Raw genomic sequence first — 21,461 nt, 5'->3', positions numbered from 1 at the left:
AGTTCTATGAACAAGCATACGGATTCGTTCTACGCGCACTCTGTGCCAAACATGCCGGAATACCCACAGTTGCAAAACGACATCGAGTGCGATGTGTGTGTAGTCGGTGCGGGATTCTCTGGTCTTTCTTCTGCACTACACCTTGCAGAAAAAGGTTTTAAAGTCGTTGTGCTAGAAAGCGCAAAAGTGGGCTTTGGAGCAACTGGTCGTAACGGCGGCCAAATCGTTAATAGCTACAGCCGAGATGTTGACGTGATTGAAAGCCGTTACGACCAAAACCAAGCTAAAGCTCTGTGCGATATGATTTTTGAAGGCGGCGATATCATCCGTGGTCTGATCGACAAATACGACATCAACTGTGATTACAAGCAAGGTGGTTTGTTCACGGCACTGAATAGTAAACAACTCAAAGGGCTAGAAGAGCATAAGAAGAACTGGGAGCGTTACGGCAACGACCAACTGACTCTGCTTGACGCAGGAGAAGTAGAACAAGCGGTAGGGACCAAAGTGTACACTGGTGGCTTGTTGGATATGCGCGGTGGTCACATTCACCCGCTTAAACTTGCGTTAGGTGAAGCCGCTGCGTTTATTTCTCTGGGTGGCCAAATCTTCGAACAGTCGGCGGTCGTGTCGATTGACAAAGGGATTAACCCAGTAGTCAAAACGGCGCAAGGTAGCGTGAAGAGCAAGTACGTGGTTTTGGCAGGTAACGCGTATCTTGGTGGGTTGGCACCAAACATCAGCAACAAAGCGATTCCGTGTGGCACACAAGTGGTGGCGACTCAGCCTTTGAGTGATGAGCAGCTAAAACAAGTGCTGACCAGTGACTACTGCGTTGAAGACTGTAACTACTTGCTTGACTACTTCCGCTTAACCGCCGACAAGCGTTTGTTATTCGGAGGTGGCGTGGTTTACGGCGCACGTGACCCAGAAAACATTGAAGCATTGATTCGTCCGAAGATGGAGAAAGTCTTCCCACAATTGAAAGGCATCAAGATTGATTATACCTGGACGGGTAACTTCTTGCTGACTTACTCACGCATGCCGCAATTTGGCTCGTTTGCAGACAACATTTACTACCTACAAGGCTACAGCGGTCACGGTGTAACGTGTACTCACCTCGCAGGCAAGTTGCTGGCAGAAGCATTGACCGGACACGCTGAACGTTTCGATGCGTTTGCTGCACTGAAACATTACTCCTTCCCAGGTGGCCGCCACTTCCAAATTCCGTTTACGGCAATGGGTGCGGCTTACTACAACCTACGTGACAAACTGGCGATTTAAGAGATAAGGAATATCCAATGAGCAAAGTGGTGAAATTTGCAGCCCTTCAACTGACGAAAAGCTGGGATCTGGAAGACAACTTGGCCAAAGCAAAAAAGGCGATTCGTGAAGCAGCACAAAACGGTGCGAACGTGATTCTTCCGCAAGAGCTGTTCGCTGCGCCTTACTTCTGCAAAAAACAGGAAGCAAAGTATTTCGAGCTTGCAGAAGAAACGGAGAATTGTCGTCTTATTAAAGAGATGAGTGCGTTGGCTAAAGAGCTCGGCGTGGTTATTCCAGTCAGCTACTTTGAAAAAGCGGGCAACACGTTTTTTAACTCGCTAGTGATGATAGATGCCGATGGCACGGTATTAGATAACTACCGCAAGTCACACATTCCTGACGGCCCGGGCTACAGCGAGAAATACTACTTTAGCCCTGGCGATACCGGTTTCAAAGTGTGGCAAACCAAGTTCGGTAAGTTCGGTGCTGGCATTTGCTGGGACCAATGGTTTCCAGAGCTTGCACGCAGCTTGGCTCTGCACGGCGCGGAAGCGATTTTTTACCCAACTGCAATCGGTTCTGAGCCTCAAGATTCGACACTGGATTCACGTGACCACTGGCAACGTACAATGCAAGGTCACTCGGCAGCAAACCTCGTTCCAGTGATTGCGTCAAACCGAGTGGGCACTGAAGTCGATGATGGTATCGAGACGACGTTCTACGGCTCTTCTTTTATCACTGACCACACTGGTGCAAAAATTGCCGAAGCACCGCGTGAAGGTGAAACCATCATTTACGCAGAAATCGACCTCGCTACGACAGCGAAAGCGCGTCACGCGTGGGGCTTGTTCCGCGACCGTCGTCCAGACCTTTACACCAGCGTTGGCAAACTAGCTGTTTAAAGAGGCGTTAAAATGAAGTTATCGACAACACCAGCGCAGGATGGCTTCTATTTTCCGGCTGAGTTTCAGCCGGTTAGTGAAGTTTGGCTAGCGTGGCCAGAAAGGAAAGACAATTGGCGTGATGACGCATTACCCGCGCAAGAAACCTTTGCCAGAATCGCGAACTTAATCGCGGAAGTGACCAAAGTGTGTGTGGCGGTGTGCTCGCACAACTTTGACCGAGCGCGTCAAATGCTTCACTCAGATGTACGTTTGGTGGAAATCCCATTTAACGATGCGTGGATGCGAGACATCGGGCCGACCGTGCTTGTTAACCAAGCGGGCGAGCGCCGTGGGATTAGTTGGCAATTCAACGCGTGGGGCGGCGAATACAACGGCCTTTACGACAACTGGCAGCAGGACGATCTTGTCGCTGGTTCGGTGTGCGACATCATCGGTATTGATCATTACCGCGCACCGTTTGTACTTGAAGGTGGGGCGATTCACACCGATGGTGAAGGCACCCTTTACACCACAGAAGAGTGCTTACTTAGTCCGGGGCGAAATCCACAGTTGAGCAAAGCGCAAATTGAAGAGCAGTTAAAGGCGTATCTCGGTATCGAAAAAGTCATTTGGTTGCCAAATGGTTTATTCAATGACGAAACAGACGGCCATGTTGACAACCTGATGCACGTTATCGCTCCGGGTAAGGTGGTACTGAGTTGGACCGATGACCCAAGTGATCCGCAATACGCGTTATCTCGTCAAGCGGAACAAGTACTGAAATCTCAGCACGATGCGAAAGGGCGCAATATTGAAATTGTCCGTTTGCCATTACCGGGTCCGTTGCATTACAGCGAGCGCGAAGCCAATGGCATTGACGCCAGTTCGGGAATGAGTCGACAAGCTGGCGAACGCCTAAGTGCCTCTTATGCGAACTTTCTTATCGTCAACGAGCATGTGTTCTTGCCGATGCTGGACGAAGAGACCGACGCTATGGCGATCGATATTTTGCAAAACGCGATGCCGGAATACCAAATCATCGCGATACCGTCGAGAGAGGTTCTACTCGGCGGAGGGAACATTCACTGTATTACGCAGCAGATCCCTGCTTAAACATAAACTCGCCGCTGGCTTAGCGGCGATGATGAGTTGTCAAAAGGAATGACCATGCAACAGATACAAAACCAAAGCCTTGTTTCGTTTATGGTAGCGAATCCACAACAGGGCATTGCAGTGACTAATCCGGCGACCGGAGAACTCCTCGGGTACGCACCAGTTTCAACCGAAAACGACATTTTAAATGGCATTGAACGTGCCAGTGTGGCGCAGAAAGAGTGGGCGGCACTGCCAGCAAAAATGCGTGCTGGCATGCTCAATCGTTGGTTCCAACTCCTGTTAGAAAACAAAGTCGACCTTGGCCGTTTGATGACGTTAGAGCAAGGTAAGCCGCTAGCGGAAGCTCAAGGTGAAGTGCTTTACGGCGCGAGCTTTATCGAATGGTTTGCTGAAGAAGCGAAGCGTACCTACGGTGAGACGATTCCTGCGCCAAGTGCGGACAAGCGTTTGGTGACCATCAAACAGCCAATTGGTGTCGCCTGTGCGATTACACCTTGGAACTTCCCAATTGCGATGATCACGCGCAAAGCAGGGCCAGCTTTAGCAGCAGGCTGTAGCTTTGTGGTAAAACCATCTGAATCTACGCCGCTGTCTGCGTTTGCGGTTGCAGAGCTTGCCTATCAAGCGGGTATCCCACGCGATGTGCTGCAAGTGGTATTGGGGGAAAACTCCCGTCAGGTCGGTGCTATCTTCACTTCACACCCGTTGATTCGTAAGTTGTCTTTCACTGGCTCTACTCAAGTCGGTAGCGTGCTGATGCAGCAAAGCGCGGCTGACATCAAACGTACCTCAATGGAGCTCGGTGGCAACGCGCCATTTATCGTATTCGATGATGCGGATATTGATGCAGCTGTGGCAGGCGCGATGGCGTCGAAATTCCGTAACGCAGGTCAAACGTGTGTTTGTGCGAACCGTTTCTATGTACACAGCAAAGTGTATGACGAATTCGTTGCTAAGTTTGACGCTGCGGTTCAGCAGCTCAAAGTTGGTAACGGATTGGAAGAGGGGGTCAACATTGGTCCAGTGATCAGCGAGTCAGCGAAGCAAGGCATTCAAGCGTTGATCGATGGTGCTATCGAGCAAGGCGCGAAGCCAGTTTCAGAACTTAAAAAGCTCGATGGTCTATTTATGCAGCCAGTGGTTCTCAAAGACGTTACTCACGACATGAAGATTGTCTCTGAGGAAATCTTTGGCCCTGTCGCGCCAGTGATTCGTTTTGACAGTGACGCACAGCTGATCGAAATGGCGAACGACACCATTTACGGTCTTGCGTCGTACTTCTACAGCCAAAACATCCACCGTGTTTGGAAAATCGCAGAAGCGCTCGAATACGGCATGGTCGGCATTAACGAAGGTATGATTTCTACTGAAGTCGCTCCTTTCGGTGGTGTTAAGCAGTCCGGCATCGGACGCGAAGGAGCAAAACAAGGTATCGATGAATACATGGACGTGAAATATCTTTGCTTTGGCGGCAACTAATTAAGGACAAAACAATGACAAACCAACAACTACATGAAAGAAGAAGCCAAGTAATTGCTCAAGGCATGGGCGCACTGTACCCACTTTACGTCGAGAAAGCAGAAAACGCTTACGTATGGGATATCGAAGGCAACAAATACATCGACTTTGCAGCGGGCATCGCGGTAACTAACACCGGGCATTCTCACAAACGTATCAGTGAAGCGGTAAAAGCTCAGTTGGATAACTTCTCGCACACGTGTGCGATGGTTACCCCGTATGCGTCATTCGTTGAGCTGGCGGAAAAGCTGACAGAACTTGCACCGGGTGAGACTAAGAAGAAAGCGATCTTTCTAACCACTGGCGCCGAGGCGGTCGAAAACGCAGTGAAAGTAGCGCGCGCTCATACTGGTCGTAGCGGCGTGATAGCGTTTAAAGGGGGCTTTCACGGTCGCACAAACATGACGATGGGGTTAACCGGTAAAGTTGCGCCATATAAAGCAGGCTTTGGTCCTTTCCCGAACGAAATCTACCACGCGCCGTACCCAAATGCGTTCCACGGCATCAGCGTTGAACAAAGCTTACAAGCGATCGACGATCTATTTGCTTGCGATATTGAACCTTCACGCGTTGCGGCGATTATCTTCGAGCCAGTGCAAGGCGAGGGCGGCTTCTACAAAGCACCTGAAGCGTTTGCACAAGGCTTGCGTCAGCTGTGTGATAAGCACGGTATCATGCTGATTGCCGATGAAATCCAAACTGGTTTTGCTCGTACCGGTAAAATGTTTGCCACAGAATACCTAGGCATTGAACCAGACCTAATGACAATGGCGAAAGGCATTGCTGGTGGTTTCCCAATCTCAGCGGTAGTTGGGAAAGCGGATGTGATGGACTCTGCACTGCCTGGTGGTCTAGGTGGTACTTATGCAGGCTCGCCACTCGGTTGTGTTGCTGGTCTTGAAGTGCTGAAAATCATCGAAGAAGAAGATTTGTGTGCTAAAGCGATTGGCATCGGTGAAGTGGTCAATGCACGTATGACCAAACTGCAACAATCTGTGCCTGCTATTGGTGAAATCCGTACTACGGGTGCGATGATGGCGATTGAATTTACTGACCCAGAATCAGGTAAGCCGCTACAAGAGATGACCAAATCGGTGATTTCTAAAGCGCAAGAAAACGGCCTTATCCTGCTTTCTTGTGGAGTAAAAGCGAACGTGATTCGTCTGTTACCTCCACTGACCATCGAATCTGACGTGCTAAATGAAGGCCTAGATAAGTTGGAAAAAGTGATTCTTGAAGTGGCGTAATTCACGCGCTTTTAAATAGCAATAACAAATCAAGGAAGCGGTTGGCATCAATCGTTTCCTTTTTGTTTTTTAGCGTATCTGCTGCCTATCTAAAAAGTATTGCTCAAGATCCAAGTTGTCACTTTTATTACGGATGACTTAACAATTGGGCTCGTTCTTACTTTCCACTTAGTCGCTACTTTGTTCTCCTCGAATGTGGTTTGGTGCTCGCATTCTAAATCCCGACATCTGAAAGCCACTTGAGTCTATAATTTTATTGAGCGTCATTCCTCACTTTTTGGACTATAAAAATGAGATAGTATTCATATCCCACTTAGGTTGCTTGTCAGATTAGCAGGACGAACTTTGATAACAAAGAATACAAGGTATGCCATTTTACTCGGCTTAGCTCCCATCGCCATATTTGTAGTGGCCTTTCATTCGATAACCAACTTTTACGTCAACTCGGTAAAAGCGTCGAAAATAGATGCTTACGTAGAATATTTAAATCAAAGGTCTGCCTATTTGGACAGAGCAATAGTGAAGCAGATTGCTCAGTTAGATTTTACTTGTAGTGATAGTGATGTAAGAACTTTACGCGACCCACGTTTTTATAACCGTTACATTCGTTTTATTGCGATGACCACAGAAGGCGGAAAAACGTGTTCCACGGTTGGTAGTGAAGTGTCTCGCCCATCTAGTAGTGAACGATTTCAGATGGATGAGAACTTTTTCGCATCACTTATTTTGCCGCAGCAGAATGACCAAATAGAGTGGATGGTCATTTATGATAATGAACACGTTGAAGTCTTCTGGGTGCTTGATAACAGTTGGGTTAACGAGGTAATAAAAACGCCTTGCAAAGACTGCCTATTTGTAGAGTTTAAGTATGATGAACCAATATTTGGTGATTTAACGATAAGCCGTGGCAAAGCGAATATTGCAGGAGAAGAAAAAGCACTGTCAAAAGAGTTTTTCTTTTCAGGAGATTCTCAAGCCAACATGCTCATAAAGATATACAGCGGTGAAAAACTTAAACATTATGCTCAGGAAAGAGTACTTTTGTGGGGCGGTCTTGTAAGTGTGCTGGCTGGTCTTGTGACTGCATTTTCATACATATCAGGTAAAAGCTTGAGAAAATCCATTACAGGTCTAATTGAAAATGGGATTAGTAATGCAGAATTTATTCCTTACTACCAGGCGATTGTCGATAGTCGCGATGGTAAGACAGTAGGATATGAAGCTCTGATTCGATGGTCGCGGCGTGATGGAATGGTGCCACCAAATATGTTTATTGGTGCTGCAGAAGAAAGTGGCCTGATTATCCCGATGACCAATCAGCTTATTCGTAAAATCATACAAGACTTAAGTGACTTACCCGAGCATACGTGGGTCAGCATCAATATTGTTTCCTCCCATTTAGAGTCAGGTGTATTAACGAAGTTGCTGTCGGAGTTAAATTGGCCAATCTCTAATAGAATTCATTTTGAATTGACCGAGAGAATACCAGTAAAAGACACTGAGGCCGCGAAAAAAGAGATTTTGTATTTAACGAATAAAGGCTACAAGTTCAAAATTGACGATTTTGGTACCGGATATGGTGGCTTTTCTTATCTACAAGACTTGGGCATCCGATGTCTAAAAGTGGATAAGATGTTCATTGATCCAATAGGATCTGACGACCAAAAATTGAAAGTGCTGGACTCAATTGTGTCTGCAGCGAACAAAGCGGAATGTGAGATGATTGCAGAAGGTGTAGAGAGCCAGGATCAAGTCGAATACCTGGCTCAGCATGCGATTTACCTTATTCAAGGTTATGTTTACGCTAGACCAGAGCCCCTGACTAACCTTGCAAGTGCTTAATAGCCATAACGTCATAACATCCCGCTTTAAAGGTGCCAGTTGCCTAGGTTAGCGCTGATTTCTGCTGGTAGGCTCACACTTGAGGATTCCTAACACTCTCATTACTCCTAGAGTGTTAGGAATTAACGTTACTTAGGAGGAGAGTGCGGCTCTTTTCGTTTTGATTGACGTAATGAGCTGAGGTAGTAATGACATTACGATCATTCCTAGCATTAAGCTGTATTGCAGAGGAGTGAACGTTTCCCCCAATAGCAGTAGGCCCGAAACAATGCCTGCGACTGGGTTTGCAATACCACCAAAGGTAAAATCTACGACCGACATCCGCTGTAATAACCATACATACATGCCATACCCTAATGCGGTGTTCAGAATAATTACCCACAGTAACCCTAGAATATTCGTCATGGATACGTCCTGAACGACCGTAACATATGGCTCTGGATTGTTTATCGCCAGCACACTTGTTGCGATAGACATAATCACGCCACCCAAAATGAGCTGCCATGTTAGCACTGTCCACCAGTGCATTTTTGTACCTAGTGACTTTGTTACGCTACTTCCTATCACGATGCACATAATGGCGGAGATCATCGCAAGTAAGCCCACGGGTTCGAGAGAAATAGAGCTAGGATCAAATAAGAACCAAGCTAAAGCAATCAAAGTTGCGCCGCTTATCGCTTGAATGCCACTAGGCTGACGTTTGTAGACCGCCCAACCAAACAGCATCGCAAAAACGGGGACCGAAACCATACCAACACCAGAGATGGCAGAAGGAAGCGTCAACGCCATGACAAAAATGAGACCAAAGAAGCAAGCGATGTTGATGGTTCCTAAAACAAGCAGCACTTTCCACTCACTTCTTTTTGGAAACGAGGGCTTTATTGCCAGCAACAAAAGACCCGCAGGCAGTGCCCTTAGAGCGCCAAGTAAAACGGGAGGCCAGTCCGGTAGAGTAAACTGAGTAACAGCGTAAGTCGTCCCCCAAAAAAAGGCAGGAATCATCGCAAGTAAAATGTTCATGTTAAATATCTTTATGTAGAGATAATTAAATGTAACGATATCGGCAAGGTGGCTTTTTGTAAAGTATCTTTATGTTAAAATAAAAAATATATGATGTTTGGAGAGAAATAATGGATGCAATTGATAGAGTGGTAGAGCAGTGGGCTAGGGAGAAGCCAGACCTCGACACTGAACCGATGGCAATAATGGGTCGACTAATGCGAATTGCAAAACACATGGAATCTAGGGTCGCCGAGCTACATAAGAAGTACGATCTGAAAATGGGTGAATTTGATGTGTTAGCGACACTGCGTCGAGCTGGTTCACCATATTGTCTTACTCCCTCAGCGTTAATAGAGTCGATGATGCTCACTTCGGGTGCGATGACTAATCGCTTAGATAAACTAGAGAAGAAAGGGTTTATTACCAGAACCCATAGTAAAGAAGACCGACGTAGCGTCACCGTTGAACTAACAGGGCAAGGCTTAACCTTAATTGACAAGCTAATTTTGGAGCATGTAGACGTTCAGCAATCGTTATTGCATGGTTTAGAAGGCAATGAAAAAGAGCAGGTTAACCAGGCGTTAAAATTGCTATTGCCACAATTTGAATGAGAACGCAGAAGGAGGCAGGGGATATGAAAAGCAAAGAACTAGAACAATACTTAAGTACCTTCATGTGTGCAGAAAGCGATTTCCCATTTGGGCCTGAAGCGGTTGTTTACAAAATCAAAGGCAAGATGTTTGCCATCATTGCAGAGAGAAACGGTCGGGAGTATGTCAGCGTAAAAGTAAAACCAGAAGATGGAGAAGTCTTAACGTCGCAGTTTACGGATATTATCCCGGGTTATCACTTAAATAAGCGTCATTGGATAACGGTTTATTTTAACGGTGATGTCGAGGATGGGTTGATTCAAGACTTGTGTGAACGCTCTTATGCTCTTGTCGTTGCCAAGCTGCCGAAAGCACAACGAGCGTTGCTTGGTGAGTAATCGGCAACGCACTGGCCTCTGTTGTTTTGTCGCTCGTTGCTCGTAGCCTTTACGGAAAAATTCGCACCTTTTTCATCCTCGGGCTATATAAGAATAAGAAGGTGGAAAAGGGGAATGATATGCGAGCATTATCTGAATGGCTAAAAGAATACGGGGAGAGTCACCAAAACCCTATCAACCAAAAGATTCACACAATTGCAGTTCCAGGTATTTACCTTTCTGTGGTTGGACTTATTTGGTCGATTCCCCAGATTTCATTATTAGGCTTCGAACTTAATTGGGTTTGGGTAGCGGTGATCCCCACTTGGGTTTTCTATTTTCGTTTGTCTCTGAGCGTATTCATGATGATGATCGGCTACACATTAGCGTGCATTGGCCTTATTTGGTCTCTAGAGGTATTGATGTTGCCCGTTCTGCATATTTCTATGCTCTTGTTTGGCGTATTGTGGATATTGCAATTTATCGGTCACAAGATTGAAGGTAAAAAACCGTCGTTTTTTGAGGATTTACAGTTTCTACTCATCGGCCCGATTTGGGTGTTCAGAAAACACTAGCGATAAGCAAAATCAGACATCATCCGAATTACACAAGACATATAACGTTAAGAGATTTTGTAGCTCTTACTACAGAATACCTCTCCTTCTTATTGCCACGACAAGCATTCACTTTTGATACGCACTATGATTAAAGAGGTGCCAACGCACTTTACGCTATCGAGATACTTAAACTTACGGCAAGTTTACTTTAGGGGGATGAATGTACGACCGACAATATAAATATGCCTATTGGAGAGAAGAGCGTAAAAAAGGCAAATGGCACTATATATTAAAGTCCTTCTTTATGATTTGTTGTGCATTACTGCTTGGTAAAGTCATCGGTTTGTTCATTTTTGGAGAGCTGCATTCTTTAAGCGACATTTGGGAACAACTCCCTGCGGATGTTTTTATTATGATGCTCGTGGGCTTTCCAATTAGTGTCCTTGGTTGGTACCACGAAGAGTCAAAGTTTTTCCGGGCACTGCGACGCAAAGAAAAGCGGTTAAAAGGCAATCAAAACAAACCGAAATAGAGTAACCTTTGTCTCTGTTTGGATTGCCACTTACCTATCTGAACGATTCTATCCCTTCCAGTCGTTTAGCGTTTAGTTACGTGTTGCAAAAAGCCTTCTTAATACAACAGCCCCCAGTGTTGTGGAAATTGGTACTGTAAGAAACATTAAAAAACGAAGTTGAGCATTAGCGTATAAAGGCTCGCACTGTCATCCTTTGGGGCTGATGAAAACGCGCCAGAGCTATTATTGTAGGCGTTGAACCTTTGCCAATCTGCATTCAGGGAAACGTTGTAATCTAGGTCGTATCTCAACCCGAGTAAGAAACTGTCTCCACTTTTTTTATCCCGACTATTAAACTGCTGACCGTAAACAATATAAGGAGTCAGCTTGTTTACATTATAACTTGTTGTCGCGTACCAAGATGAGGAAAGATTGCTGGTCTGTCCTTCTGCCATAATCACAATGTTATCGAGCTCGTATCTTAACCCTAGAGAGAACAGATCGATCGTGTTGTTTTTTTCTGTTTCAACTAGACGGTCAATGATTGTGGTTCCGCCACCGGGAGTGGACTGCTCAATGTTAGAGAGCGCCGTTGTTTGATCATAATCGCCGTGGAGGTAGGAAAAATTCCAACGATAGCTCTCTCCGCTTAGCGTTAAGTTCATCCCTGCAGTATTGTTTGACTCAATTTCCAATTCAGTACGTTCATTGATGGTTACGTCACTATTGTCTTTAAACCCGACAAACGGCATGGCAGTAAGTACGACTTGCTCATTGAGGTCATGAATCCAGCGTGCAGATAGGCCGTTATAAGCCGTGATACCTAGAATGCTGTCATATACCTCATTCGGTGGGCGGGCTTGGGTAAAAGCGTGGCCGACATAGTTGTACTCAGACATCAAAAACAGTGGCAGTCTTAAGCGTCCTCCTCGTATTTCTATGTTTTGATAGGTATAAGCCAAATACGCCCACTCGAGCTGAGGCGAGCTCCAATGGTCTTGCGGGCGCTTTACGACTTGTGCGGATGCCCGAAATGCCTTGTGAAAATAATCGAGCTGCATGCCGAAAGTGGTATCGCAATCGAAACAAGATTCATCGCCAATAAAGCGGTTAACTAGTAACGTAGTTGGGTTATCGGATTTTGCCCACGAAGTAGAGCCAAAACCACTTAAAGAAAGTTGTTCTGTTAGTTCAATCGTGGCTGAGCTCGGAAAGGTCGCGATACTCAGCGATAACATGGTTAAATATTTTTTCATATCAATTCTCCGAGCTAACTACACATAAAACATGAGCATTACTAGGGACGCTCGATGTTGGGGCATAACCAATTCTATTCGGCTTCTCTTGCATCCATGCTATGAGGTCATCAATGCTGGAGCGTGCAATCACTTTTGGCGGTCTAGCTTTACCTGAAAAAGACAAGCTTGCCCAATGCGCGTTCATTTGCGCTAAATTTTTGTTGAGAAGATAACGATAGAACTCAGCTCTTTCTGTTGATGTCGCAGGCCAGTCAGAGAGTTCAATTCGCTGGCCTTGTAAAAGTTGCGTCTTCCCTCTGTACAACTTTCGCGCTTTATTGACAGTGAGCGGAGAGAATTCGTCATTAAATGAGAAAACGGCGTAGCTCTCTGCAGCGAGAGCTTGGCAATTTAATGAAAGAAGGGCAATCAGAATAAACAGATAGCGTTTTATGTAACGCAAAGGAAAAGCAACGCGAGAATGATTTCTACTCATAGAATCCACCTACATTGCTTGTTCAATCTGATACAACAGTTTTTCTTTGCGCACAGGCTTTGGTACGTAGGCATCCATTCCTGAATCAAAGCAGCGCTGAATGTCATCATCTACGACGCTTGCGGTTAATGCGATAATGGGCGTCTTAGCTAATCCTTTACTCGCTTCATAAGCTCTAATTTGCCTAGAAGCTTCGAACCCATCCATTATGGGCATCATGCAATCCATCAAAATAACATCAAACTTTCCATCTTTTTGGAACATTTCGACTGCAATTTGTCCGTTTTCTGCGACTTCGAATTGATAGCCTGCTTTAGATAGCAATAGAGAAGCCACTTTCTGGTTCACTCTATTATCTTCGACAAGCAAGATGCGTTCGGAGCGAATAGGCGTTACCGTTGCTTGTGGTTGCTCAGAACTTGCAGGTAGTTCATGAGTTTTATCGGGGGTGGTGTTCTCTTGGTGTTGTTCAGCAGGCGTCGTGTTGGAAACGCGTAACCCTATTGCCTTATCTAACTTCTCTTTGAGCAACCCTGCTTTAAACGGTTTGGGCACATAGTCATCCATTCCAACGTCAAAGCATTTTTGTATATCGTCATCGACCACACTTGCCGTTAGAGCAATAATCGGAATTCTGAAAGCGCGTTTTTCTTTTGCTTCTATTTGACGAATTATTTGGGTGGCTTCAAATCCATCCATTACGGGCATCATGCAGTCCATTAAAATTAGGCTGTACTGATTCTGTTGAAATTTCTCAACCGCTTCTTGTCCGTTTACTGCGACATCAAAGTCGAAGCCAGCTTTTGTGACGTGTAGCCCCGCGATTTTTTGATTGACCGTATTGTCATCAACGACCAAAATTTTCGGCAGAGATTTAACATGTTGCGCTGAAGTGCTCTCTTGTTGTGCGTGCGAGAAATTTGCCGCACAACTTTCAAGTGCTTTAATTAAGCGCTGCCCTAGTAGTGGCTGAGTGACCAAGGCGCTGATACTGTTTCTAAAGTCGAATTGTGGGCTATGAAGGTGCTTGATGAGGCAGACACGAATGTTTCGTTTACAAAGGCTTTCTATCTCATCGATATGCATCGCCGCTGCATTTGGTGATGCTTCTACATGAATAACGATAACGCGCTCGTTATCAATCCACGTTGGCAACGCACTTAAGGTATCTACTGACTGCGTTATATTGATGTTGAAAAAACTTAACTCGTTACGCAGTTTTTGTTCTAGTTGAGTACTGCTGCATACAATCCATATGTCGTTGTGATTCAGAGCGTGATAAGCGTTAAACTCTTGAGTCACCACAGGAGCAGTTAGTTCAAAGAAGAAGCGACTGCCTTTACCTTTCTCGGATTCAAGTTGAATTTCTCCACCCATTAGCTCAACTAATTGCGTGCTAATGGCAAGCCCAAGTCCAGTTCCCCCAAATTGTCGGGTAGTAGAGTTATCCTCTTGGGCAAATGGAGCAAATATTTTCTTTTGCTGCTGGGCATCAATACCAATCCCAGAATCTTTAACGGAAAACTCGATGACCGCTTCACCATTTTTAATTTCGCGGGTGATGACCGATAGCTCTACACTGCCTTGTTCGGTAAATTTTACCGCGTTAGACATGAAGTTCATGACAACTTGGCGTATACGATGGTCATCCAACATTACGTGGTAAGGCGTGTTACGGCTAATGTTGACTTGCACATCGATGCCTTTTTCCTTTGCTTTCGGTGAAATGATAGAAGCAATGTCATAGATAGACTCTCGAACACAAGTTGAATGTGGGCTAATGAGCAGCATCCCTGATTCAATTTTTGAGAAGTCTAGAACGTCATTAATTAAACTCAAAAGCAGTTGGGAGGAGGTTTCAATCGTGTCGACGTAATCGCGTTGTGTGGCAGTCAGGGAAGTATCGGATAAGACTTCAGAGATACCAATAACGCCATTTAGCGGCGTGCGGATCTCGTGGGACATGTTGGCCAAAAAGCTACTTTTGGCTTTACTCGCCTTAATTGCATCATCTTTTGCTTGTTCTGCATCTTCTTTAGCTTGTGTGAGCTTTAGTCTGGACAACATCCGCTCATCACTAAGCTTTTTTACCTCCCGAGCAAACTTACTCAGCTCGTCTTTACCCTTTATTAGTTGAGCAAGAGGTGAATTTTCAGTGTTACTTTGTTCATTGCTTTCGTTACTGAGAAATTTGAGGACTAGATTCAAGTTTCCAGTAACTTTTCGCACCAATCTTAGCGTTAAACTTACGACCAACAGCGTTAAAAGGCTCATCATTGCGATAAAGGTAAAGCGGTGCTGTGTCGTCGTGTTGATTGTCTTTGATATATCATCACTCAACTGTTGTTCCATTTTGTCGTCAACACTTTGTAATAACGATAAGCGTTTGTTGAGTGCAGATAACCCCGCATCAATCTCATCCGGGGTTAATGATTTGAGTTGAGCTGGTTGCAATAAATAAGCACGAAACTCTTGGCTTTTGATAAAGACTTCACCCGTAAACGTCTCAATGAGCAGATCTACTTGTTGTTGATTGGCATTTAGCGTCACAAAACGCTCTAGAAATAGTTGTTGGTTCTGGATTAAAGATTGGATAGAAGCCTGTGTTGTGAGGTCGTACTCGTTATTTTCCTCTGAAGATCGAATCAAATATTCGCTTAATCTATGCTCTTCAGTGGACCAAAACATCAACCATTCAAGTTGCATCAAAGAAGAAAGGTGAGTGTTTGTTTCATAACTCACATTTCTAAAATAGACTTTGTCTAAGCTCATGAGGATTTCTTTGAACGTATCAGCGCGCCACTCTGCCGCATCTAACTTTTCTTCTTGATTTTGCGAAGAGAGCATCGAGAGGGTTGCTTCCTCAAAGCTTGTCAACTGGTTTAGTATCTCAGCGTTTTCACCGAATACTGGTGCAGCGGTGTCGCGTAACAATTGAGATATCTGCTGAGTTTTTAGTTGCTTATCTATTACATCAGGGTTATTCGGTAGGTGATAAAGCGAAGATACGCGGTCGATGTAGACAGAGAATAACTGTGCTTTTTGTAGTTCCTGAGCCTGGATAGAAAGGCTTTGTACATGTTTACCCGCGAGGACAAGCAACAATAAAATTGGCAGCAAAACCAACCCAAATAGCTTTTGTTTTACCGACAGGTTGTTCCAAGAAAAGATTCCTACCACGCGCATTTCCATATCCAAGAAGTTGATATGAAAAGTGTAGTTTATTTATCTCAGATGTTAGATTTTAAGAGAAAATTCATATTAATGAGGTGGGGGAAGTGTGACCGATATTGCATTACGAGTACTAACGCGCTAAGCGGCAATAGTTAACAAAACGGCGTTCTAAGCAAAGTGATTGACGCTTTGAGCGCCACTCTCTCGTTGGTATTCAAATGCAATCAATTCCTCGGCAGGTACAGGTCTACCTAAGAAAAAACCTTGTACGACGTCACAGTGGAGAGACTCCATTCGTGTGAGTTGAGTTTGAGTTTCTACGCCTTCGGCTACTACTTTCATTCTTAGGTTGTGAGCCATGGATACAATCGCGCGAACTAATGAATCGTCTTGATCGCTTTTTCGGATTTGAGCGATAAATGAACGATCAATCTTGAGACCGTCAAAAGCCATATGTTGTAGGTAGGCAAGGGCTGAATACCCCGTACCAAAGTCATCTAGCCAAACTTCCACTCCGATACTTTGTAGTTTTTTAAGCACATATTGAGCTTTCTCTGTATCATCAATAAAAAGTGACTCTGTCACTTCAACATGAATGGTTTGAGGGGCGACATCATGTCGTCGTAAATACTTAGAAAATAATTGACTTAAATCTTGGCGATAGATTTGTCTTGGGGACAAGTTTAGTGCGATGTGAAAATCAGTATCGAAATGTTCTGCCCACATTGCCCGCTGAGCAACTGCCGTCTCAATGATATGTTCTCCAAGCTCCAATATTAAATCACTTTGTTCTGCGATCGGGATAAACGATTCTGGACTGATATAACCTTTCTCGGGATGATTCCACCTAACCAATGCTTCGACCCCAATTAGGCGATAGGTTTTTAGATCAAATTGTGGTTGATACCACAGCTCGAATTGAGACAAGTCACGTACTGAACGACGCAGTTCTCGTTCTATGTATAAACGTTGTTTAATCGTTTCATCAAACGTGGAATCGTATATCGTCATAATGTCTTTACCGCGTCTTTTGGATTCCTGCGCCGCAAGAGAAGAAAGCTGTAAAAGAGACTCAGCGTTTGAACCAAATTCTGGATACACAGCAACTCCGAGGCTTGCCGTAATTTGAATATCGTTCTCTTCCAAACTAAAGGGAGAGAGTAGTTGGTGATGAATAGCGTGCGCTTTTTCTCTAGCTTCATGATTGTCCGAGCACGGAAAGGCCAGTACAAATTCGTCCGCACCTACTCGACTTACGATGGTAGAAAGGCGGTAAAGCGGCTTAAAATAACTCGGCAAACGGCCTTGAAGCTCTGAGGCAAGATGGCCTAGCAATTTATCCCCAATGTTATGTCCATAGTTATCGTTAATGTGCTTAAAGTCATCCAAGTCAATAAACACAACCGCGAGTGAGGGGGATTTGTGGTCAGTTATTTGCGTTTGAATATCAATGAGTAACTTTTCTCGGTTTGGCAGGGAAGTCAGAATATCGTGGTACGCCATGAACTCAACTCGGCTGGTGTATCGGTTCACTTTGTTTGACATTTTGTTGTACGCCGAAATAAGTTCTCCCACTTCATCTTTGCTTTGTATGTCGGTGACTGGCAGCGCTTGGGTATTTGACTCTGAAAATTGATCTTTTAGTTGCTTGAGTGGCTTAGTTAACGACCGCCCCAAAGCATAAGCGATGATGCTACCGAATAGAACGGATATCCCACTGATCGTTAGCAGCAAGTTAAACATCTTCTGTTTATCGTTTGAGGTAATCGCTTGGACTTGTTCAATGTTCTGTTCTTTCTCTTCCAGTAGATGTATCAAGTTAAGCTCAAGATATACCGCCCCAAGAGTAATATTTGATTGCTGAATCGGCGCTGCGATCTCCAACTGATGCTTGGAAAAGGAAACGAGAGTTCTGGATTCTTCTATTGCTTTCAAAATAAAAGGAGAGCGGTAATGAGGTTGGGCAAACATCCTTAGCTGAGTAGTGCCGTCGTGAAAGATTAGCCCTTCATTGTCAACAACATGTATTTTCGAGACATCTGGCTGGCTCAATGTTGCCTTAATTTGCTCATACGCTTGACTGATATTGTCTGTATAGAGTGGATCAAAAAGCTGTTTTGATAATAGCTCTGCATAAACCAACCCTTTTTGCTTAACGTAAGATTCTGTTTTTTCTTGAGAGTTGTTCGTGATTTGTTGAGTTAAGCTATTTGAATACGCATCGTAACCGTGCATGTATAACGCAAGATTTATCACCACAACAAACAAGACAACGAATATTGTCGAGCAAATATATTTGGTTTCGAGTGAGAGCTTTTGAAACATCAATCCACCTTCGGTAACAAGTGAACTGACTTGCGCACTGTACTTAAGGAGGCTCGCATTTCTGGAGTAAGCGCGCTGAATTTTTTGGTGTTCTGAAACTTTTTAAGTGCGAGAGAGCCTTCGTGAGTTGTATCCATATCAAGCAGTATGGACGTGATTTTACGCTGTTGCTCTAGGCTCATGCTTGGAGAAGCGAGAATCAAATCCCTGGGTATTTCAACAGAACGAGAAAAAATCGCTAGTTTGTCTTTCATGTTCTCTGGCAAATCTTTGGGATTGTTCCAGTTGAAGTTACTGAATGCTCCTGCTGCAACTCTCTGTTTATATACCCATACAGATAGGTTGATTTCATTTGACTGAGCGAGTTGCTCATCAAGGAATAAATAACCAATGCTGTCTTTGGCCGGTTTGTCATCAGGAGAGGGAAGGTATTGCAGTTTTTCTCCGTGGTTCAGCAATGTAATCGCAGGTAGGTAATAGCTGCTGGTAGACGTGCGCTTTTCGAAAACAAGCGTTTTTCCGCGCAGGTCAGAAAGTGACTCAATGCCACTCTCTTTATAAGTAAAGAACACCGTATGATATTTTTGCAGGCCTTTTTTCCATCGTATAGCAAGAACTTGGCTATTAGACTCCTTTTCTAAGGTCATCGCATTAAAGGGGGTCGCCGTTGCAATTTGAACGGTGCCATTTTCAAGCGCAACCGCGAGCTGACGATAATTTTTAAATACCTTTACCGCCCCTTTTGCGTAACCATATTCAGTCATATTTTCAGTTACATACTGAGTAAGGGGCGTCGCTTTTTTGATTTTGCTTTGGGCTTTATTGGACACAATGCCAAATGTGAATGTTTTCTCAATATTTTCTTGTGCACTGACGACAAAAGGTGAACTCAGCAAAGTGAGTAATAACAGAGTGCAGGCAGGTTTCATCCGGCTTCAACTTCCTTCTGGTGCATGTCAGTAATATTTAGTATTTATCAATGTGCCGAAATCAATCTTAAAAACAGTATGATGTACAAATTTCGTTGTGTGCGCACTTATTATAATGTGACTTGGTCACTTATTCCGTTCAAATAGTACCGAATTTGACGTTTATGTACAGGATGAATGTATCACCGTGAGTCTGAATTCACTGGATTCTTGGTCAAGCGCTGTATTGGCTGTGAGCTAATGCGCCTTATGTATCGCTATTTTGTACTAAGAAAATTTTTCCAATTGTTTTTGATACTTTTTCTCGAGAGCTTCATTGCCTGCTGCACGTTCAAGTTGAATCATGAGTTGCAAAGAGGGCTTCTTCACGCCATACATTTGATTGAATCTCATTAATCGAATTCTAGCTTCAGTATAATCACCGCTATCAATTTCTATTTTAGCGAGTTGCAAAATCGATTTTGGTCTATGAGGGTCATGATCGATAGCTCTAGTAAAGTAGTATCTCGCTTTGTCTTTATCTTGTGATTTTAGCGCACAAAAAGCTGCATTCTCATAGCTTGCTGGAATAAGGTAGTAATAAGGCTGCTCAATGGCTCGATTAAACATCTGATCGGCTTTTTCGAAGTCACCTCGCTTGCAAAGAAAAGTACCGTAGTTATTGAGCACATTTCCGTTTTTAGTGTGTTGGCGTAGAGAGCGTTTATACATCTGTTCGGCTTTAATATCTTCACCAACCGTTTCGTAGTAGTGAGCCATAGATAATTGCGCGCGATAGTATTGAGGTGCGTGGTTTAAGGCTTGTTGTAAGTTATCATGCGCGCGAATCATGTTACCGCCGTCTAAATAACCTAAGCCAAGTGCGATACGTGATTCTGCCATTGCCACAGGATCGGCTTTAACGACAGGGCTTCCATCTTCTTTCACCGTCACGCAACTCACGAGTGCAAACTGAGACAATAATATTAGTGCACCGAGCTTTGCTGTTTTCATTCTTTATCCCTACATCCCTGAATCTTTCTGCATGATATGAATTACTTAGCAAAAACCTATTGAGGAAAAAACACTATGCGATCAGGTTTGCAAACTGTTATGAAAAAGCCGCCATATGGCGGCTTGGTTCACATATTACATTTCGGTAATGATGAGTGCTTTGTTTGCTTCTTTTGAAGCTAATCGTCTTTAGTGAAAGCATCTTCACTGAAGTGATCGAGGTCGTACGGTGTTTGCTGATAAACACAGTAGTTCAGCCAGTTTAAAAAGAGGAGGTGTCCATGGCTTCTCCAGCTTGCAATTGGTGGGTTATCTGGGTTGTTGTTTGGGTAATAGTTGACAGGAATAGCGGGCTCCATACCTTCGCTTAAATCTCGGATATATTCATTATGTAAAGTGTGAGAATCATACTCAGGGTGTCCTGTGACAAAGACATTTCGTTTGTCTTTTGTGGTGGCCAAGTACACACCTGCGACATCCGATGTCGCTAAAATGTCTAAGTCAGTATGCTCTTCTAGAAAGTGAGGCGAAAAATCTGCGTAACGCGAGTGAGGAGCCAAAAACGTGTCATCAAATCCGCGTAAGATAGGGTGAAACTGATGATGGATTTGATGATGATACACGCCTGAAAGTTTTTCTTTACGCGTTTTTTTAGGTAGATCGTAGAGTAGCTTTAACCCTGCTTGCGCAGCCCAGCAAACATAAAGAGTGGATGTCACATGATCTTTTGCCCACTCCATGATGGTTTTGAGATGATCCCAATAAATGACATCTTCAAATTGCACCAAACCTAATGGAGCCCCAGTAATGATCATGCCATCGAAGTTTTTATCTCGCACCATTTCAAATTGGCGATAAAACGTGTCTAAATGTTCAGTTGGCGTATTTTTACTCGGGCGGTTATCAATGCGCAGTAATTCGACGTTAACCTGTAGTGGGCTGTTTGAGAGTAGACGCAGAAACTGAGTTTCAGTCTCTATTTTTTTTGGCATCAGATTAAGGATCAGCACTCTTAAAGGACGTATTTCCTGACTCGCTGCACGCGTTTCACTCATCACGAAGATGTTTTCTGTCCTTAATACATCGGTAGCTGGTAATTGATCTGGAATTCTAATTGGCACGACTTTCTCTCCCTAAGTATAGTCAATCTAGACGTCTATACTTCTAAAGCTAACTTAATTAAGTTTAGATGTCGATACGAAATCCGACTTTTCAATCTACTCTTTACATTATGGTAAACCGTACTCGGGGTTGTCACACAATTGTGACTAAAGCAGAGTTTCTGATGAGATAGGTTTGAAACGCAGTGTGTACTATTTGCTGGTAATTATGCGATCACGTTAATATGTGAAGGTGACTTCGTAGTAAGGAAGTCTCAAATTAATGAGCCATA

General features: G+C 44.2%; 18 protein-coding genes. 10 read left to right on the top strand and 8 right to left on the bottom strand.

Going from position 1 to position 21,461, the window contains the following annotated elements:
* Nucleotides 1-6: 6 nt before the first annotated feature.
* The 6 genes from UQW94_RS15930 (at nt 7) to UQW94_RS15905 (ending at nt 7,873) form a co-directional block, all read left to right on the top strand.
* The gene (locus UQW94_RS15930; RefSeq protein WP_054574096.1) at nt 7-1,284 is read left to right on the top strand and encodes an NAD(P)/FAD-dependent oxidoreductase; all 1,278 of its coding nucleotides are present in this window, start codon (nt 7-9) and stop codon (nt 1,282-1,284) included.
* A 17-nt stretch (nt 1,285-1,301) separates the two neighbouring features.
* On the top strand, nt 1,302-2,168 hold the full coding sequence (aguB, locus tag UQW94_RS15925; protein WP_206970055.1) for an N-carbamoylputrescine amidase: 867 nt from the start codon (nt 1,302-1,304) through the stop codon (nt 2,166-2,168).
* 12 nt (nt 2,169-2,180) lie between these two features.
* Nucleotides 2,181-3,263, top strand: coding sequence for an agmatine deiminase (gene aguA / locus UQW94_RS15920; RefSeq protein ID WP_017633979.1), 1,083 nt, complete (start codon nt 2,181-2,183; stop codon nt 3,261-3,263).
* A 54-nt stretch (nt 3,264-3,317) separates the two neighbouring features.
* The gene (locus UQW94_RS15915) at nt 3,318-4,745 is read left to right on the top strand and encodes an NAD-dependent succinate-semialdehyde dehydrogenase (protein ID WP_213968908.1); all 1,428 of its coding nucleotides are present in this window, start codon (nt 3,318-3,320) and stop codon (nt 4,743-4,745) included.
* A gap of 14 nt (nt 4,746-4,759) precedes the next feature.
* Nucleotides 4,760-6,031, top strand: a complete 1,272-nt coding sequence (gene gabT / locus UQW94_RS15910; protein WP_086046703.1) for a 4-aminobutyrate--2-oxoglutarate transaminase — start codon at nt 4,760-4,762, stop codon at nt 6,029-6,031.
* A gap of 519 nt (nt 6,032-6,550) precedes the next feature.
* Complete coding sequence (locus tag UQW94_RS15905; protein ID WP_322142388.1) at nt 6,551-7,873, top strand: EAL domain-containing protein; 1,323 nt, start codon at nt 6,551-6,553, stop codon at nt 7,871-7,873.
* A 132-nt stretch (nt 7,874-8,005) separates the two neighbouring features.
* Here UQW94_RS15905 and UQW94_RS15900 read toward each other — a convergent pair whose 3' ends face one another.
* Nucleotides 8,006-8,893: a DMT family transporter gene (locus UQW94_RS15900; protein ID WP_064353868.1), complete on the bottom strand. Its 888-nt coding sequence runs from the start codon at nt 8,891-8,893 to the stop codon at nt 8,006-8,008.
* Between the two features lie 110 nt (nt 8,894-9,003).
* On the opposite strand from UQW94_RS15900, the gene UQW94_RS15895 reads away from it, so the two are divergent.
* From UQW94_RS15895 to UQW94_RS15880, 4 genes are all read left to right on the top strand, one after another.
* Nucleotides 9,004-9,486, top strand: coding sequence for a MarR family winged helix-turn-helix transcriptional regulator (locus UQW94_RS15895; RefSeq protein WP_005377802.1), 483 nt, complete (start codon nt 9,004-9,006; stop codon nt 9,484-9,486).
* 23 nt (nt 9,487-9,509) lie between these two features.
* Nucleotides 9,510-9,863, top strand: a complete 354-nt coding sequence (locus UQW94_RS15890; protein ID WP_005377801.1) for an MmcQ/YjbR family DNA-binding protein — start codon at nt 9,510-9,512, stop codon at nt 9,861-9,863.
* 119 nt (nt 9,864-9,982) lie between these two features.
* Complete coding sequence (locus UQW94_RS15885; protein WP_005377800.1) at nt 9,983-10,417, top strand: DUF962 domain-containing protein; 435 nt, start codon at nt 9,983-9,985, stop codon at nt 10,415-10,417.
* A gap of 202 nt (nt 10,418-10,619) precedes the next feature.
* Nucleotides 10,620-10,931, top strand: coding sequence for a hypothetical protein (locus tag UQW94_RS15880; RefSeq protein ID WP_005377799.1), 312 nt, complete (start codon nt 10,620-10,622; stop codon nt 10,929-10,931).
* A 146-nt stretch (nt 10,932-11,077) separates the two neighbouring features.
* Here the strand turns inward: UQW94_RS15880 and UQW94_RS15875 are convergent, their stop codons facing one another.
* The 7 genes from UQW94_RS15875 to metA all read right to left on the bottom strand — a co-directional run bounded on the left by UQW94_RS15875 (nt 11,078) and on the right by metA (nt 21,189).
* On the bottom strand, nt 11,078-12,169 hold the full coding sequence (locus UQW94_RS15875; RefSeq protein ID WP_005385733.1) for a hypothetical protein: 1,092 nt from the start codon (nt 12,167-12,169) through the stop codon (nt 11,078-11,080).
* Nucleotide 12,170: 1 nt separating this feature from the next.
* On the bottom strand, nt 12,171-12,647 hold the full coding sequence (locus UQW94_RS15870) for a hypothetical protein (protein ID WP_017633987.1): 477 nt from the start codon (nt 12,645-12,647) through the stop codon (nt 12,171-12,173).
* Nucleotides 12,648-12,656: 9 nt separating this feature from the next.
* The gene (locus UQW94_RS15865) at nt 12,657-15,833 is read right to left on the bottom strand and encodes a response regulator (protein ID WP_322142387.1); all 3,177 of its coding nucleotides are present in this window, start codon (nt 15,831-15,833) and stop codon (nt 12,657-12,659) included.
* 156 nt (nt 15,834-15,989) lie between these two features.
* Nucleotides 15,990-18,146: an EAL domain-containing protein gene (locus UQW94_RS15860; RefSeq protein WP_322142386.1), complete on the bottom strand. Its 2,157-nt coding sequence runs from the start codon at nt 18,144-18,146 to the stop codon at nt 15,990-15,992.
* Nucleotides 18,146-19,075, bottom strand: coding sequence for a phosphate/phosphite/phosphonate ABC transporter substrate-binding protein (locus UQW94_RS15855; protein ID WP_322142385.1), 930 nt, complete (start codon nt 19,073-19,075; stop codon nt 18,146-18,148). Before UQW94_RS15855 ends, UQW94_RS15860 begins: the two co-directional genes overlap by 1 nt.
* A 267-nt stretch (nt 19,076-19,342) precedes the next feature.
* On the bottom strand, nt 19,343-20,068 hold the full coding sequence (gene pilW / locus UQW94_RS15850) for a type IV pilus biogenesis/stability protein PilW (RefSeq protein WP_258495734.1): 726 nt from the start codon (nt 20,066-20,068) through the stop codon (nt 19,343-19,345).
* 179 nt (nt 20,069-20,247) lie between these two features.
* Nucleotides 20,248-21,189 (bottom strand): homoserine O-acetyltransferase MetA, encoded by a 942-nt coding sequence (gene metA, locus UQW94_RS15845; RefSeq protein ID WP_005377792.1) that lies wholly within the window; start codon nt 21,187-21,189, stop codon nt 20,248-20,250.
* Between the last annotated feature and the right edge of the window lie 272 nt (nt 21,190-21,461).

The organism is Vibrio sp. PBL-C16, from assembly GCF_034321865.1.
GTDB lineage: Bacteria > Pseudomonadota > Gammaproteobacteria > Enterobacterales > Vibrionaceae > Vibrio > Vibrio alginolyticus.
Note: the sequence above shows the minus strand (reverse complement) of the source record. Positions and strands in the feature narration are given on the sequence as shown.